Genomic DNA, 17526 nt, shown 5'->3' on the forward strand with positions numbered 1-17526 from the left:
CGGTTGCATAAGCAACCGTTTTTTTTATGCCTTTAATTCCCCTCCCTATTTTCCCGCAGTTCCTGCAAATGATTGGACATGAAAGGGGTCAATCACTTTCTCCGTCCCTGAAAAACGGTTGATTTGAATCCAGTTCCCCTCACGATAGGCAACGCCGCCAGACTTTACCTCTACAGACAATATCCCCAGCACCAGATGCAGGATGACAAAATCTGCCTCCCCATCACTGCTATGATAATTTTTGTCAATTGTGGGAAAGAATCTTGCCATAATGCACCATCCTCAAAAGCTATTAATTCCCCCCTAACTCTACCAACAGCTGATGGTATTCATTACACAGGGAACGCAGTGCCGCCACATCATTCATGCGCTCTGCACCCTGCTCGCGACGATTTTCAAGCTCCTTCCTAAAAGGTTCTTCGTAAGTGTTTAGCGTTTCTTTAATGGCCTGGTTTGCAGCAGATTTTAATTCATCAGCCAAATTATCTACCCAATATAGGCATTTTTGATTAATTTCCTGCCGCGCCTGTTTTTCCATTTCCAAACGTTGTCTAGCTGCTTCGTTTCGCTGCCTTGCTTCTTCTTCCAAACGCTTATTATCATCGTTGTCACCTAGAAATTTAATAATTTTTCTAAGGATTTCTATTATCACTATTGGAGGGATTGGCCCAGGAATCGGCGGCATCGGCATGACTGAACTTGTCGCCGAGCCTAACATCTTACCGATAGTGGTACCGGCAAACGCCTTGCCGATACTCGTTTTTGCCAGACTTGACACTACGGATTTTCCACTGCCTACCAACAGACTGCCCACCATTTCTGCCACTGCTGGCGTGACCATGATTTCCTTCATGTCGAAATCGCCCGTATCGGTCAGCAAATCTTTATTGACAGATGCCTCGCCTGTCAAGCTGCTGTTTAACTGCTCTAAATTCGCTAAAATATTTTTTAAGCTATCGGCATCGACACTGCTGGTTTCAATCTTGACCTCCACAAATGACTTCAGCTCCATGTCTAACGTCTCGGTCGCTTCCTCGATGAGTTGCTGGATATGCTCCTCCACGCTTTGGTTTAACTTGGCTAACTTTTCCCCTACGACCTTATTTATATTATCCTGGTTTTCGCGATTAGACCAAATAGCTTCTGCCATTTCGGGAGCCAGCAAGTCCGTCTTTCTGTCGATAAACGTATTTACCTGCTGCCGAATGTTCCGCTTCTGTATACCAAAGTTTTCCAGCACTTGATTCATCTTTACTAGCAGTTCGGAGCTCTCCTGTGCCTTTACTTCCTCGGCAAATTTCTCCAAGCATTCTTCCATCTGGACGATTGACCGCCGAAGTACATCAAAGGAAGATGTCTTTTTCAATTCCGTCAGAATGATGTTTTTCAGCCCGTTGATATTGCTCATTTCGACAAGAGCTGTTTTATTGGTTATCCTCCCTTTACGTGCCCTGTCAGCGTTCACTATCTCAATATGGAATCTGTCATCTATATTAGCTATGCCGGTTTTGCGCATATTGGCATCGATTTTTTGCTTAATGAGTTGCAGCGTATCATCATGTTTTCCCAAGTCGCCAGTTTTATCATTAAGAACAATGATGATCTTCTTTCCAGCATCGGCAATATCTTTCATACGGCTATAATTGGTTTCACGCTCATAGCCTCCTGCATTACTCATGACAAACAGAACAATATCGGCTTTTTTCAAATGTTCCTTTGTGATTTCCTCGTGCTCTATAGGAGCATCGACACCAGGAGTATCTGCCAATTTGTACCCTTGCCAATCATAGTAGGTTATTTTATCCGTTTCTGGAATCTCAGAAACCCGTGCTTTATCATCGCCAATCAGCTCATTGATAATGCTGCTCTTGCCAGCACTAAATATGCCATAGACCATGATTTCCGGCAATGTGCTCTTTACCTTGGTATTGTTTATATCGCGATACCGCTTTACCTCATCAATGGCTAAATCCGGGTATTTGCAGAAATATCCTTCTGCCACCTCGGACTTTTCCTGCAAGATGCTTTGATAGTTCGTCAATTCTCTCATAGTCCATTCCTCCGTCAAATTGCATATACGATGAAGTGTCGCCGTTCCAAACGGGTCAGCACGTTCATCACTATTTCATTGTCACTACCTGTGCGCTCACAAATTTCCTCGACACTGACTTTGCCCGTGGTCAGCAACACGATATCCATTTCCTCCTTAGAAAAGTACTCACCTCTTATCTCCACTCGCCCATCGCCGCACCTTTGCATATGCTTATACAAAGGAACCACTCGCAACGGATGGGCTTTAGCTATTTCATCAACATCCTTTGATGATTGGCCTTCGCCAAGGTACAACATCTCATAATAGGGATACAAAACTTCCTGCCCCAACAGCTTCACATACCAGCCACCGTATCCTTCCCGATAGGCTGATTTAGCAAACCAGCTCAATACCCTTTCGGTAGGCACCTCCCAATTTTCAAGCATGTCTATCATCTGCCGGGAAATCCTTTCCTCCAGCTCCCGTTGCATCATGGCTATATCATATCTATCCAATTCAGCCGTTTCCGCTTGGGGGAAATCTCCCACCGATGTCACAAATTCCTTGTCGCATATCTTGACGCCGTAATCCGCAGGGGCAGTGGTCATGGGCGTTTCCGGCAATGGCCAAAAGGACACCACGCCAATCTCTGCCGTGCCACAGCCTTCTTTTAGCAGCTTCTGAACAAATTTTTTGTCCTGCTCATAGATTTCCTTGCTAAAATTAGCCCCCGCCAAAATGATATTGCCGTAAATCTGTTTAATCCCAGCATCACGGCATTGGCGAACGACGGAAAGTATTTCCTCCGGAGTCGTATTTTTTCCGTAGGCTTTCAGAACAGGGGCTGTCCCGGCCTCGATGCCTAATTGAATGCGAGTGCATCCGGCACGTCCCAAGTCCGCTATCATTTCCGGGTGGTTGTAGAGCGTATGCACATGCCCCTCGCAAAACCACTTGAAAGACCGCTTTTTTTGCCGCTTTACCAGCCCGTCACACAGTTCCTTGACCCGCTTAGGTTGCAAGGTCAATGTATCGTCAGTGAACAGTATATAAAGATTTTCCGACTTATTTTTGGCCAGATAATCGTCTATCTCGGCTAATACATTTGCCACGGAGCGAAAACGCACCTTGCGGGTATGTGCCCCCTCGTGGCAAAAGGCACAATGAAAAGGGCAGCCGCGACCTGTCATGATGCTGAGACCATGAAAGAATTGTCTTGGTTCCAGGTAGCAATCCTCATCAATGAAGGGCAATTTATCCAGATTTTCAATCAATGGCCGCTCTGTATTTGTAATCAGCTTTCCGTTATCCAGGAACGAAATGCCGCGTATGCTAGCTAAATCTCCTACATCTTCCAAAAAATAGTTCATCAATTCCAGCAGCGTCAATTCGCCCTCATAACGAACCAAGGCATCACAGCCCGATTTTCTACAGAAATCCTCCCGCAGAGCCGTAGTCTGTGGACCGCCCACTACTACCGGCAAATGATATTTTTCTTTGATATAATGGCAAAGGAATACATTCTCGCTTACATTGTCGTAGTCACAGTACAGGCCGACCATAGCCACACCACCAGTGGCACATAACGCATCGACCCTTTTCTGTCCTTCCAGCAAAGTGCCAGAAAAGCTCTTGGCTTGATAACCTTCCTGTCGTGCAAAGGCAGCCAATAGATATATCCCAAGGAAACCGCCGTATTGAGGAATATAGTTCAAATAGCGGCGATGAACATTCAGCAGCAGAATATCCAGCATCAGCCATCACCACCAGTCAAATTTATCCCCTCGATTTCTCGCATGATTTTCTTTTTGCTCCTTAACAGTTCACGATGTTTTATCTTTTCCCGTATCAACGACTGCTTGAATTTGCTCAATCCCTCCGTCCGTAAATAGTGCAGGAACTCCCGCCACGGCTGGCAATGAGAGTAGTTCGCCATAACATTGCCGAAACTATTGAAGGCTTCATAGGCGCAACCGCCGTGGCATAAATCCCACTCCGGGCAGCCTTGGCAATCATGCTGGGCAAGGTATTCCTGCCTTTGCCTAATCTTCTGGGCGTTTTCGGAGTGATACAGTTCCAGCAGAGTCTTTTCATGGATATTACCGTAAATGAATTGGCGAGATAAATTATCCCGGCCACAGAAGCCCACCTCGCCGTCGGAATACAAGCATAGCAAATCACTGCCGCATCTTCCATTGTATGAGCACTCGCGCACAGGGGAAATGCCTAAAATTGCATCTAATAAATAATCCAACGGCTGAATACTTATTTTCCTATCACTTTCCAGCACCATCGTCAATAGCTCTTTAAGCAACGCAAGATATTTTTCATAAACAGCATCCGTATCCTGGCGATCTGAAGCCCGCCCACAGGGAACTACTGCATGGATTTTCATATGCAGTTTGTTGTCACAGATAAAAGCATACAGTTTCTCGGCATCAATAGCCTCGGCAGAGTTCATCACCATCAATGTTCCCACGTTGACACTGGCGGCTTGCAGCTTTCGTATATTAGCCAAGACCAACTGCGAGGTAGGTTCCCCGTGTTTATTGCGCCTGTACTTATCGTGTATTTCCCCATAGCCATCCAAGGAAACGCCGATAGAAATATTCTCATCCCGAAACAGTTTTATCCAGTCATCATCCACCAAGGTGCCATTAGTCTGCAAAAGGAAGTTTACCTTGGCAGCGGTCAGTTTGCTTTTGGCATAGTTTATGAGCTTCTTCAGCGGTTCTCTACCGTAGAGCAGCGGTTCTCCCCCGTGGAAAAGAAAGTCTACTCGATTTTCATTTTTTGCCGTCAGTAAAGCCGGCAAATCGTCTACCAGCTTGTAAAAGGTATTCTCTGATAGCCTGTGTGATCCCTGATTACCTTCACTGCAATAGGCACAACCTAGATTGCAGTCTGTCGTGAGTTTTAAGATTATTTGCATGGCTTAACATCAAACCTTTAGCTTATTTAACTTATCTTCTAAATGACTAATCTCTTGCCGCATTTTCCCCACTAGCTGCTCCTGTTGGTGGAAATAACTGTTTTCCAGCATTTTCAGGCTAGCGGTAGCCTCATCCCTAGAGAATTGCTCCACCTGCGGCATCAAATCCTCCATAAACTTATCAATATTGGTGCCAATATCAATGGTTTCTTCCTCCGTATGCTCCCTAGTTCTTATGGTTCTATACTTCTTGCCAAACCACCCTCTAATAGTCTCTATAATACCATCAGGGTCACGCTCTACCGTATATGACTCCGTATAGATGTGTTTTATCGTGGTCGTTTTCTTCTCCAAGGTACCGACTTCCAAATTGGCTTGGACATGGGGCAATTCCTGCTGTTCATAGTCTTCGATAACTTCGGTCATCTGCCTGTTTATCTCTTTATTTAACTTCTCCTGAACCACCTGGGAAATGCTCTTGTTTACATTAGTCGTATCAAATTTTCCGCCATGATTCACCTGACGGTTCCAGTCGTTGGAAAGCCGCGTTATCTCTATCCGAACTTCCCGTTTTACGTTGGATACGATAATATTGGCCAATGCTTTCATGCCGTTTTTGTATTTGTTAACGGCCTCCTGCATCTTGTTTAGATCATCATTAATACCGCCAAGGTCTGACAGGATTTGCTCGATGAAGCCGTTCAGGAGTCTCCGCGGATTTTCCTGCTTGCGGGCGATGGCATTGTCACTGACCTTGTTACCCAAAATCTGCATGAGCTTATCCAGATTGCTGGCTTTGTATTTCTCGTCATCGTTTTCGGCGATGGCCTCTTGGGCCAGCAGGGTAGATATGCTGATAGCCCGAAACTTTTCTACATCAATATTCGGGTAGGCTTTTTTTACACGCTTGCAACAATCATCCTCCTGCAACTTGCGGTTCTCCGGCGTTTTGGGAATTGTAACGGAGATAAGATTTCCCTCATCATCCACATCCTCTTCCTTCTTGTCCGACCGGGTAATGACGATTAACGCCTCTTGCCCCTGCTTGTTAAGTTCGTTCATATAGCGCATATCGTCCTGCAATCCCGGCTCGGAGCTGTTCATGAGAAAAATGCACATATCGGTATAGGGCAGGTATTCTTCCACTAGCTTGGTCATGTCCTTGTAATCGCCGTCTTTTTCCACGGCCCCGGTTCCCGGCGAGTCTACCCAGCGCAGGCCACTAAGGGTGAAATACTGTATAGTGCCGGTTGTGTCAGTCACCCCCTCCGAAAACCAGGTATTCCCGTTCTCGTCTTTCTCTACATCGCCGCTATTACGTCCACGTTCCTCCGTTTCAAACACAGGAGGCGCAATATGCTTGTAGCGATTATCAAAAGGGGCGGTAAGGAACTTCTGCCCAGCAAAGAAATTACCTAAAGAGCTTTTTCCAGTCTTGACTGCGCCAAAAATCATTACCACCAGATACTTCTCATTCTTCTGAATGAACTCTCGACCCTTGCGGTCCTGCTCTATTTTATGGCGCCATGATTCAATGCTGGTCCGCAGATTAGCCAATGAATTTTGTGCCGCCTTATCTACCGCATTCTTGCTGGATAGCTTCATATTCTCGGATGAGTCAAATACCGCCTTTTCAAAATTCCTTAACAAGGCCGGTATCTTTTCGCTGCGGTCGTCTATCTCCTGAGAAAACTTTGCCAATTCCTGTTGCATTCTGTCCAGTTTGGCAAAAAAATCCTCTACAGTCTCCACGATATATCTCATGCTTTACCTCCCTGATGGTTTTCGGCCAGTTCGATTTCATTAATCCTGGCTATCATCTGGTCAATGTATTCTAGTTGTTGCTTTTCGTCCTGTATCTCGGCAGCCACTTCTGCCTGCATTTCCTTTTTTACATCCTCTAATATATTGGCTTTTGCTGCGTCTAGGGACGCATAAGTTTCTTCCTGTTTTAGCTCATTTAGCCGTGCCTGATATTTTTCCTTGGCATCCCGCTTATACGCTTCGATGCCTTTTTCCTTTTTATTTACCTCATCTTCCAGCTTCTTTATCTCATCCAGCTCACTGGAATCACCATATTCAGAATAATTATAATGGTCGCTGTAGTCGCTGTGATTGACTGCCCCGATAACCACAGCGCCTACTACGCCGCCTACCGCCGCTACAAACATATGCCATCCTCCTCAAAACTTGGCTTTGTCCTTTTCATGCTTTTCCCGCAAAAGCTTTAAACGATGTTTCAGATCCGACAGCCGCTCAGTGCGGGACTTTAATTCCTCTTCCCGTTCCCTTTGTTCTCCGATAATATTTTCCAGCTTCGTAATGATGATTTGTTGCTTGGCCTTGCGAGCGGCTTCTTTCGCTTCCATGGTCTTCTCTATATTAGTCCGTTCCTGTTCTAATTGCTTTTGCAACTCCTCCTTTTCCTTGTGTATCCTTGTTTTGCGGATAACATCATTTTCCGCCAGCCATTCGTCCACCTGACTCTGCAAATAATCCCGCAGTTCCGTTATGCCGCTTTTGTTCAGCAGGACTTTCTTGTCTTCGTCACGGCCTTTACGATAGCGCGGATTGGATACCACAAACGTCCTGAAATTCTCGCCGCCGCAGACATTCTTCACGTCCAACAGGATTTTTCCTTTGATTTTGGCGAGGTTTTCCTCATCCTGAGCATCTGCCGCCGTCAGCACCAGGCAGAAGTGCTGCCAGAAGAAGTCTTCGCTGACAAAAAAGGTCTTTATCTTATTGATGGCCGCTAATTCGTTGGCGTGCAGTTCTCCCGTTCCCAGTGTATGCACGAATATTATCACATTGGCCCGTGGATAGGCTTTATAAGCCTCCTTATCGTCAGTATCCTCTGCATCAAGTCCGGGTGTATCTACCAGATACACATTATCCTGCCACAGCACCTTATCTGCAACTACCGTCGTGCGTATATCCTCCTCGGCGAAGTGGATGCAATCTAGCAGGGAATTGAATAGGGAGCTTTTGCCGTGGTTCATGTTCCCGGCGTTGACGATATGCACGGCCTTGACCTCTTGCTCAATCTCAGCGATTTTTTGCTGGAACATCGCTATGTAATCCTTCATATTCAGCCCTCCCAAGCTATCTCAGGCAAAATTCTAATACTATATTTCTCAGCACTCCGAGCTACCATAAAATTTATCCATTCTATTATTTTGAAATTTCATTTTTAATCCTATAAAAATGACACAACCGAATACATCTAAAACCATCTCGAAGTCATAATTCATAATTATAATCAAACTCATTTATATCAAATTAGATTTAGTATTGCTAGTATACAATCCCTCCGTGGGCCTACGCATACTCCTTTAGAGTATGCGCAACCTTACAAAATTTCTTCATTATTCTATTTAGCTTTATACTTCCACCTCATCGCTATCTTCCGCCAGCTTCGTGGCTATTACGATGACACTTGCTTTTTCCCCCATGGCTTCGTCCGTTGTAACCCCCCAGATGATTTCTGCATCCTGATGCGCCAGTTCCTGTATGGCTGTTGTAGCTTCGTTGACTTCAACCATGCCGCCAATGGATCTGTTAGAGCCGACAATATTCATCAAGATGGCCCGCGCTCCTTTCAGCCCTTTCAAGAGCGGTGACTCTATGGCCGCTTTGACTGCCGCAAGTGACGCTTTTTCACCGGCAGCCTCGCCAAAGCCAATAAACGCCGTGCCGGAATTAGCCAGTATGGATTTTACATCAGCAAAATCCAAATTGACGCTACCGGACTGGCCGATAATGTCACCAATACCTTTCACAATCTGATAGAATATATTGTCGGCAGCGCGAACAGCTTCTTCTATAGATGTATCTTGGCCATTAATTTCCCAAAGGCATTGGCGAGAAACAGTAATTACGGCATCGGCTTGCTCTTTTAATTTGTCAATGACAGACGCAGCCTTTGACGCTGCATCCTTTTCTTTGACGTGGAAAGGTTCTGTTACCAAAGCCACCGTCAATGCCCCCAGCTCTCTGGCGCAACCTGCCACCACCGTGGCGGCTCCGCTGCCTGTGCCTCCGTCCAGCCCGGCGACAACAAACACCATGTCTGCGCCCCGCAAAGCCTCAAGTATATCTTCACGGGACTCTTCGGCGAGTCCCTCGCTCGTTTCCGGATGATGGTCATTCGTTCCTTTTTTCGCACCAATCTGCACCCGCTTTGGGGCCGCAGATTTGAGCAATGTCTCGGCATCGCTGTCAATAGCGATAAAGCCCACGTTTTCCAGCCCTTGCTCTATCATGTTATTGACGGCATCAATACCGCCACCGCCCACGCCCACAACCGTTATCTTGGCAAAATTATCCATAGTGGTATCTTCTAACTCAAACATCAAAATCAAAACCCTTTCTTTGATGTAGTACGCTCAAATATTTTCTTCATAATATCCGGTGTCCCGCACCAGTGATGATAGCTGGGTGGCCATTCCTCATCTCTAGCCTTTTCCTTAGAACGTTCCCATTCCTCCTTGAGCCACTCTTGCCCTTTTCGGGCAAGAAAATCCGAAATTTCGCTCATTCTCCACACATCCCTTCTTATGCGTTGACCGATAGCATCCCCTGCTTCAGCGCGGCCAGCGTCTCGTCCAGATCCTTTGTCAGCTCTACTACTTTCCCCTTGAAACGAGGACGTGCGCTGCTCCCGCAAGCCTGTGATATACGCCTTATTTTATGCGGCTTAGCTTTAGTATAGTACGGACAAACAGTCAAAAGGTTGCCTAGCAGGCAACCTTGGAATTTTTTTAGCTGTACAGGGTTACTCATCCTTGAGCTTTCGCCAGTTTGTAAGCGGCTTGTGGCTCCGGAGGCATAGTTGCTCATTGATGCTGTCAACGTTGTAGATTCCCTTGGTGATGAAATACTCCACGATGAGGTCGCTCTCGTTGCTGTGGGAGAGGGCGTAGCCGGCCCGCTTGATAAGTTCAGCTGTCTCCTTAAGGCCGAGATGCAGAACAACGGCAAATGCCAAAGCTGTCTCCTTTGACGGGTGGTAATCCTTGTCAGCCTTGATTTTCGCGAAGTGAGACTTGGTGACTCCTGCCTTGGTGTATATTTCCGCTGGTGTGCGCCCCTTCTTCTCTATAAGTTCCATCAGGCTCTCGGAAAAAGTAGGTTCCAGCTTTTCCAGCAGGAAATCCAGTGCCCATCTAGCCCCACCGATACTCGGCTCGGTGGCATCGGTGCCAAGCCTGTAAGTGGCAAAACTGCTGTACCTTGGCCCCTCCGAGCATAGATACTGCCGAATATAGGCATCTATCTCCAGTGTCAGTCTGTCATATCGCTCGTCCCTCATGTCTCTCATATCCCCAACGCAAAGTAAAGGCTTTTTTCAATGATGCGCCGCTCACGCTTCAGCACGGGACTATAGCCGTTCTTGTCTCCAAAGAACTTCATGTTATAAGCTGAGACAAATGCCACCTCAGCCGTATTCGGTATCAGCGGATTTCCTTCGGCATGGCTATAATCACGGTGGATATCCCAATCCTTCCACTGCTGCCCGAACGGATAAGCTATACTCTTTCTATCCCAATCATATCGGAAACGCAGGGTAAACACATCCCCCAGAGTATACGGACCTCCTACATAGGTTTCATGCTGCCGCCAATAGTCATCCGAAAATGTCACAGACACCACGTTTATGGCAATCTGGTAATCCGGAGGTGCATAACGCTCAACCACCACTGATGTCCTATCCGCATACCTGCCCACCCCCATACCGCCATCCACCAACACCAGATTACCGTTGTCCAGTGTAGCCGGATAATTGGCCAATGCTGCTGCGGAAAGCAGCAGCATTGTAAGGCACACCAGAACTACCGTCTTCATCATAATTCGCAATCCAATCAGCCCCTTTATTATAAGCTACATCCACTAATATCTTTGTTTTTTATTCCGCGCTGTCTAAATCTCTCAGCTGCATGAGCTGTAACAAAAACCATATCGTTTTCGTAATAAAGCTGTAACTTTTTTATGTCTATCAATTATATCACCACCTATGGCCTATGCTTAGACATTCTATTTTTTCCATTACATTCCTGCACTCTAATTCTATCACAAAACCTATTCCATAGTACACAAATTCATTCTCCTAAAACCATCACTCGCCTCGTTATTTTTTATTTTTCAAAAAAAGCTTGCATTATATTTTTCAATATGGTATAGTATTCTTTGTTCACGGCGCGTTGGTCAAGTGGTTAAGACTCCGCCCTCTCACGGCGGCTTCAAGGGTTCGAATCCCTTACGCGTCACCACGCATATAATAGCTCGAAGCAAAGCTTCGGGCTTTTTTTGTTGCCTTTGAAAGACGATTTTTATTTTCAATAAATTTTACGCAAAATTTACATATTTTGTTCTCTAAACATATTTATGGCGAATATCCGCTACATTTATACACAGTTTTTTGACTTATGCACAGTTTTGTGGAAAAAGTTGTGGATAAACTCCTGTTTATACACACAGAATCACATTTTATCCACAAAGTTATCCACATTAGGAAAAAATTGTGGATAAATATCCCTCCAGGTCTTGACAAACGACCTATAATATACTCCGTTCGACATACTGTATACATTGTACTGTATTTCCGAGTTTTTGTCGCGTAAAGAATATTTTTCGTCGTAATGTTCATAGATGAAAAAACGGTTTTATATTATACTCTTACTCGTAAGTAGTAATTACTTTCAATTCCCTACTAAGCTCGATATCAATGTTTCCCCTAAACAAAGATATATTCCCATACGAGCTTAAAATACTTTCATAGATAATGCCTGTCGTTACCTAAACATCCTATAATCCCTTTTTAGAAACAGCTGCTCCCCACACCGCAGCTGTTTTCTTATGCCCTGAATTAATTTTTATCAACAAAAAACCAGCCACCGCTGGCAGACAGAAACATTCTGTCCACAGCCTTGGCTGGTTTATTTTTATTCTTAATAAATCTTGTCTACTACAAAGCCGGCATTTTCCAAAGCACGGATAATACGCTGTACATGGTCATGACCGTGAGTCTCTACAGTTACCTCCAGCATAACCTTCTTGAAGCTGTCAGTTACCTTGGACTGGTTGTGCTCCAGCTTGATAACATTGGCGTTCTCGTCAGCCAATACCTGAGATACATGAAGTAACTGGCCTGGCTTATCTGGCAGTTGAACAGAGAAGCAAAATACCCGGCCTCTGGCAATCAAGGCCTTGTCAATCAGAGCAGAAATGGTGGAAATATCAATATTGCCGCCACTGATAATGGCTGCTACCTTTTTGCCCTTGAAAGGAAGCTTGTTCAAGGCAGCCAAACTGAGGGCACCAGCGCCCTCGGCTATCAGCTTGTGCTTCTCAATCAGGGACAGAAGTGCAGACATAATTTCCATTTCAGATACGGTAATAATCTGATCCAGATACTTCTTGCAGAAAGCATAGGTCAAATCACCAGGAGTCTTAACAGCACAGCCATCTGCCACAGTATCTACTGCGGACAGAGTTGTTATATGGCCCTCCATAAAGGATTTCTCCATGCAAGGTGCTCCCTCTGGCTCTACACCGATAACCTTTACATTTGGATTGACAGCCTTGGTAGCTAGAGCTACACCGCTGGCAAAGCCGCCGCCCCCAATAGGCACCAGAATGGCATCTACATCCTTCAGCTCATCAATAATCTCCAAGGCTGTGGTGCCCTGACCAGCCAATACCTTCTGGTCGTTAAATGGATGAATATAAACATAGCCCTTTTTCTTCTGCAGCTCCAAGGACTTGGCATAGGCATCATCAAAGCTATCACCATAGAGAACTACCTCTGCCCCATAGGCACGAGTAGCTTCTACCTTCAAAATTGGAGTAGTGGCAGGCATACAAATAACAGCCTTGCAATTCAAGGCTCTGGCAGCAAAGGCCACACCCTGAGCATGGTTGCCGGCAGAGGCAGTAATAACGCCCCGCTTCCGTTCGTCCTCATTGAGCTGGCTAATCTTGTTGTAGGCACCTCTCAGCTTGAAGGAACCTGTATTTTGCAAATTTTCTGGCTTTAGATAAACATTGTTGCCACACAAATCTGAAAAATAGGGACTCTCTATCAAATGGGTTTTAGCCGCCACACCGTCCAACTGTTTGGCTGCCTGGTACACATCTGCAATAGATGTACTGGCCAGAACCTCCTCTATACTAAGCTCTGCTTTCTTTGCTTCCTCTGCCATATATGGGCCTCCTTGTATCTGTGTTTTCCTCTTAGAATAGCACCACAGATATTATCTGTCAACAAAAATAGTGCTCCACGGAGTTCATGAAGCACTATCTAGGGATTACTGTTTGTTGTGTTTAATCATATCTACCAGCTTGCCAGCAGTAGCAGACAAATCAGCCAGCTCCTGGGCTACACCGGCAATAGCCGTGGTCTGCTGACTAACGATGCCAGAGGTGGCCTCACCCTTAGCTACTGTTTCATTAACAGACTCACCAATCTGGCTGGTGAACTCCTGAATCTTGTCTACAGTCTCACGAGAGCTATCCGCCAGCTTGCCAATCTCCTCAGATACAACAGCGAAGCCTGCACCAGCTATACCAGCCCGAGCAGCCTCAATAGAAGCATTAAGCCCCAGCAGACGAGTCTGCTTGGCAATATCACGAATCAGATTGGTAAATTCGTTAATCTTGCTGGAAATTTCACTTACATTGGCGATTTCCTTGTTCAGAGCCAACTGGTTCTCGTTAACATCGTTGGCAGAAGCAGCCAGCTCCTCCATGGTGGCAGATACCTGCATAGCATTTTCGTTAATGGAAGCAGCCATCTTCCGCAACTCAAAGCGATAATGGCCCATCTGGGAGAAGAAGGAAGCCATCAAGAACAGAGTCTGAGCTGCATACTCCAGACGTTCACGAGGCATAATCTGAATCTTGCGGACAGCCTCAACATACTTCTCAGGATCTACCCCGATTTCCTTGGCATAAGCCCGGAACTTATCCTCATCTGGTGGTGCATTGAGAACCTGACCACCCAGAATGGAACCAATCTGCTTGCCATCTACAATAATAGGAGCACCAAAATCCATAAGGCCCGCATGACACTCATAAACCGCAGGCTTACCGGTACGGGCAGCAGTCTCACCGCCGTTCTTGTCGCACTGCTCACAGCGGTGGCATCCCTCAGCACTGCCACGAGTATACTTCATGCAGAACTCAGACCAATCAGTAGGTCTGGTAACAGGCTTACCATCCTTGTCTACGGTTACTGCGGTCATACCAACAGCTCTGGCAAAGCTATCCTGGAATGACTGCAAAAAGTCCATATCAAATACGTCTGAAAGCTTAATATCTTCTGCCATAAAAAACCACCTCTCCCTTTCACTATATAAGGAACTGCCTTTTATGGCAAGTCCTCTCTTCCTAATTCTTCTTTATTATACTCGGAAAATTCCTTTAATACAATAAATATTTCCTTTATAACGAGGTGTCCGATGTCCCCCTCCTCTATAGGTGGCGGGAGGCTGTGCTAATGACAGGGTGGAGCTAATATCTCCACCCTCGTCGAAACCCCATTGAAAGAAAATGCAAGGGCATTTTCTTTGAATAATCTAGGGGTTATAGACCATCATCCTGCCAATCTGGTACATAGGCCTTGGTAGCAGAACTGCGCTGCTGAATAAAGCATTGAGTAAAGCCTAATTCACTGGCATAATCTGTCACTGATTGATATTCAAAGGTGGTAAGCCTCCGCTTAAGATTTTTATATTCCCCTGCCTTATACATAGGAGTGTACTGACTCATCAGGCTGAGATAAATATCATTACCAAAGGTCTGCCACAGCCAGCCCAAAAGCTTCATACTGTCATGGCGGGCCCCAGGCAATACCATATGCCGTACCAGTACACCTCTAGTCATAATGCCCTGAGCATCCAAAACCGGCCTGCCTACCTGCTGTACCATAGCCTTAATGGCCTTGGCAGCTACAGGAAAATAATCCTGAGCCTTGGAATATGCCCCGGATAATTCCGAGGCATAATATTTCAAATCCGGCAGATATACATCCACTGTTCCTGCCAGCAACTCAATGGTGGACACGCTTTCGTAGCCACTAGAATTGTACACTACAGGCAGGGAAAAACCTCGTTCCTTGGCATAGGCCAAAGCCTGAATAATCTGAGGCACATAATGGGTGGGAGTAACCAGATCCAAGGTAGCTGCCCCCTGGGCCTGTTGATGGAGAAAAATTTCTCCCAGCTCCTCTGAGGTGACTTCCCTGCCCTTTTCATAATGGCTTATTTCGTAGTTCTGACAGAAAACACAGCGAAGATTACAACCAGAAAAGAAAACCGTTCCAGCACCCTTGCCAGTTTCCGGGCCAGCTATGGCTGGCTCCTCCCAAGGGTGCAGGCTGACCTTGGCTACTCTGGCCAAGGCTCCTCCGCCGCAAGCCCCTGACCTTTCATAGCGGTTCACACCACAACTGCGGGGACACAACTGGCAGTTGCTAAGCAAATCCCTTGCCTGCAAGCTATCACTTCCTTATCTGAATCTTAACGCTAAGTTCCATCTCTACCCCTTATTGAACCAAGCATAGGGTAAGATTTTATCTGTCCTTTAGCAGGGCCTCGTCCAAAACAGGGCCATATTTAGGCCGCCACCAGGAAATACTCCGTACAGCATCTATATAATGCTGCAGAGCCGGCTCATTGATAGGCCGTCCTTGACTGCCCTCTATCTGAACAGGCTCCAAAGGAATCCTATCTGCCTCCCCCATAAAGTCCCTGGTTATCCAGAAGCCGTAGTTCACGCCCTGACGGTTGCTGCGGGTAAGACTGGAACCAATAGCATAGTAGACAAAGCCCTTGGGGGCTACCATTTCAATAATCGTAGGGCCAATATCAATCTGACTGCCTGCGCTATCTGGCAGGAGGATTCCCTTGTGGACACCAGCTCCCGTTACAACGAAAGGCACTACATACCGCTCGTACATGGACGGCTGTTTGTCAATATTGTACCTATCAGCATGATCTCCCACAATCAGCACCAGACAATCTGGATATTTTTCCTTGAGGTTCTTTACAAAGCCTGCCAACTCTCTATCTGCATACCAATAATGTCCCAGCTCATTTACCAGACAATCATCCTTGGCTGCCTCTGGAGGCAAAGCCTGCCGCAGCTTGTCGGCATCAAAGCCCTTGGCTGCTACATCCACCGTATAGGGGGAATGGTTGGATACATTGAGAATGACATTAAAGCTGGAGGTGTCAGGACTAACCTTTTGCAATACCTGGGCATAGAGATATTCATCATCACAGCCCCACACACTGCCCTCTGCCTCCTCTGGCATATCTCCCCGGCCATAGAAGTGCTGGAAGCCCTGAGCCTCTGTAAAGGCACCTATCCGCTCCCAGGTAGCAGGGCCGGCATACCAGAAATTGGTGATGTAGCCTAGCTTCTCCATCTGGGGAGCTATGGCGGTAATATAGGGCTGCTTAAAGGACTCCGGCATGGTGGTGAGATAAAGGTTGGCATCTGCCAAACCTGTGGTCACACCAGTCAAGGCGGAAATGGTGCTGGCTCCATTAGGCAGCATGGCATTGCAATAATCTGCATCCTCTCCTGCAATAATCCCTTTCATGCCATCGGCAATGTGAAGCTGGCTGTATTTGTCCAAAAGAGGCCAGTTAGCATAGCTTTCGGATACAATCAGGAAAATCTGCTTGGGCTTGGCCACCTGGGCACCCTGAGCCTCCCGACGAAGATAATCATCTAGATTATTGCTATCCGCACTACGGCCAGCCAGCTCTCCTGCCAGCTGCTGAATCTGCTCTGCGGTAAAATTCAGGCCATTGCAGGCCAGCATACGGTTATTCATGCGATAGCCCCGATATATAGCCTGATAATCGTCCAATATAGCCTCGTTCATAAAGCTATCCTTGGTAACGCCTACATTTTCCCATTCCAAGGCTGTTTCCCAGCCCCAGCTGCCCCCAAAGACAATCAATCTCCCCAGCACATAAAGCAACAAAGCCATAGCCGCCCCCGTGGCAATGCTTTTGTCACGGGAAGCCTTGATATATAGACTGTAAGCAGTCCTAGGCTTGGCCTCGCCCCAGGCCAGAAAATATTTCAGACCTTGCCAAAGACAAAAGGCCAAAAGCAATGCCCCTGCCAACCGCAAAGGCAGGTTAAATTCCTGCACCAGGGATATAAACAGGGCATACATATCATCATTGCCAGCATTAAAAAGAAGCTGGTGAAAACGACTGTGAAACTGACCATAATAAGGAAAGCTGGCCACAAACAAAATAGAGGTTATGGTCAGGACTATGCCGCTAAGGAGGCTCTCAACTCTACGGCTCCAAAGGCGGGACAGTATATTTATCAGTCCGGCAGGCACCGCGGTAAAGAGGGCCAAAATACCAGCGGTTTGAATGCTAAGGCGGGAACCTAGCCACAGTGTCTGCAGCAAATCCTCCCAGCCTGTATTTGGACCCCAATATTCATGCAAAACCAAGCAGAATATGAGCCTGCAAAGAGAAAGGACTGAAAGGTAATATAAAAATACCTTCAGTCCTCTATAGATACAATT

15 protein-coding genes and 1 tRNA gene are annotated in these 17526 nt (G+C 46.3%); 1 reads left to right on the forward strand and 15 read right to left on the reverse strand.

Annotation, left to right across the window (positions count from 1 at the left end):
• Window positions 1–45: 45 nt before the first annotated feature.
• The 11 genes from I6E26_RS03565 to I6E26_RS03615 all read right to left on the reverse strand — a co-directional run bounded on the left by I6E26_RS03565 (window position 46) and on the right by I6E26_RS03615 (window position 10814).
• Window positions 46–270, reverse strand: coding sequence for a hypothetical protein (locus I6E26_RS03565; RefSeq protein WP_235320463.1), 225 nt, complete (start codon window positions 268–270; stop codon window positions 46–48).
• A 22-nt stretch (window positions 271–292) separates the two neighbouring features.
• Window positions 293–2050, reverse strand: a complete 1758-nt coding sequence (locus I6E26_RS03570) for a GTPase (RefSeq protein ID WP_235320464.1) — start codon at window positions 2048–2050, stop codon at window positions 293–295.
• Window positions 2051–2064: 14 nt separating this feature from the next.
• A complete protein-coding gene (locus I6E26_RS03575; protein ID WP_235320465.1) occupies window positions 2065–3786 on the reverse strand; it encodes a B12-binding domain-containing radical SAM protein in 1722 nt (573 codons plus the stop codon).
• Window positions 3786–4964, reverse strand: a complete 1179-nt coding sequence (locus I6E26_RS03580; protein WP_235320466.1) for a radical SAM/SPASM domain-containing protein — start codon at window positions 4962–4964, stop codon at window positions 3786–3788. Before I6E26_RS03580 ends, I6E26_RS03575 begins: the two co-directional genes overlap by 1 nt.
• Before the next feature lie 9 nt (window positions 4965–4973).
• A complete protein-coding gene (locus I6E26_RS03585; protein ID WP_235320467.1) occupies window positions 4974–6728 on the reverse strand; it encodes a hypothetical protein in 1755 nt (584 codons plus the stop codon).
• Window positions 6725–7135, reverse strand: coding sequence for a hypothetical protein (locus I6E26_RS03590; RefSeq protein WP_235320468.1), 411 nt, complete (start codon window positions 7133–7135; stop codon window positions 6725–6727). Before I6E26_RS03590 ends, I6E26_RS03585 begins: the two co-directional genes overlap by 4 nt.
• A gap of 12 nt (window positions 7136–7147) precedes the next feature.
• Entirely contained in the window at window positions 7148–8053 is a 906-nt protein-coding gene (locus I6E26_RS03595; RefSeq protein ID WP_235320469.1) for a GTPase, read from the reverse strand.
• Between the two features lie 294 nt (window positions 8054–8347).
• Window positions 8348–9295 carry a cell division protein FtsZ gene (locus I6E26_RS03600; RefSeq protein WP_235320470.1) on the reverse strand — a complete coding sequence of 316 codons (948 nt, stop codon included), beginning with the start codon at window positions 9293–9295 and terminating at the stop codon, window positions 8348–8350.
• A 29-nt stretch (window positions 9296–9324) separates the two neighbouring features.
• Entirely contained in the window at window positions 9325–9504 is a 180-nt protein-coding gene (locus I6E26_RS03605) for a hypothetical protein (protein WP_235320471.1), read from the reverse strand.
• A gap of 237 nt (window positions 9505–9741) precedes the next feature.
• Entirely contained in the window at window positions 9742–10278 is a 537-nt protein-coding gene (locus tag I6E26_RS03610) for a helix-turn-helix domain-containing protein (RefSeq protein WP_235320472.1), read from the reverse strand.
• 5 nt (window positions 10279–10283) lie between these two features.
• Window positions 10284–10814, reverse strand: coding sequence for a hypothetical protein (locus I6E26_RS03615; protein WP_235320473.1), 531 nt, complete (start codon window positions 10812–10814; stop codon window positions 10284–10286).
• 347 nt (window positions 10815–11161) lie between these two features.
• Here I6E26_RS03615 and I6E26_RS03620 point away from each other — a divergent pair.
• Window positions 11162–11236, forward strand: a tRNA-Glu gene (locus tag I6E26_RS03620).
• A 678-nt stretch (window positions 11237–11914) separates the two neighbouring features.
• Here the strand turns inward: I6E26_RS03620 and ilvA are convergent.
• The 4 genes from ilvA to I6E26_RS03640 form a co-directional block, all read right to left on the reverse strand.
• A complete protein-coding gene (gene ilvA / locus I6E26_RS03625) occupies window positions 11915–13168 on the reverse strand; it encodes a threonine ammonia-lyase (RefSeq protein WP_235320474.1) in 1254 nt (417 codons plus the stop codon).
• Window positions 13169–13273: 105 nt separating this feature from the next.
• A complete protein-coding gene (locus tag I6E26_RS03630) occupies window positions 13274–14293 on the reverse strand; it encodes a PocR ligand-binding domain-containing protein (protein WP_235320475.1) in 1020 nt (339 codons plus the stop codon).
• A gap of 256 nt (window positions 14294–14549) precedes the next feature.
• Window positions 14550–15461 carry a radical SAM protein gene (locus tag I6E26_RS03635; protein ID WP_235320476.1) on the reverse strand — a complete coding sequence of 304 codons (912 nt, stop codon included), beginning with the start codon at window positions 15459–15461 and terminating at the stop codon, window positions 14550–14552.
• 76 nt (window positions 15462–15537) lie between these two features.
• Window positions 15538–17451: an LTA synthase family protein gene (locus I6E26_RS03640; RefSeq protein WP_235320477.1), complete on the reverse strand. Its 1914-nt coding sequence runs from the start codon at window positions 17449–17451 to the stop codon at window positions 15538–15540.
• Between the last annotated feature and the right edge of the window lie 75 nt (window positions 17452–17526).

It is taken from the genome of Anaerovibrio lipolyticus (assembly GCF_021531495.1).
GTDB lineage: Bacteria > Bacillota > Negativicutes > Selenomonadales > Selenomonadaceae > Anaerovibrio.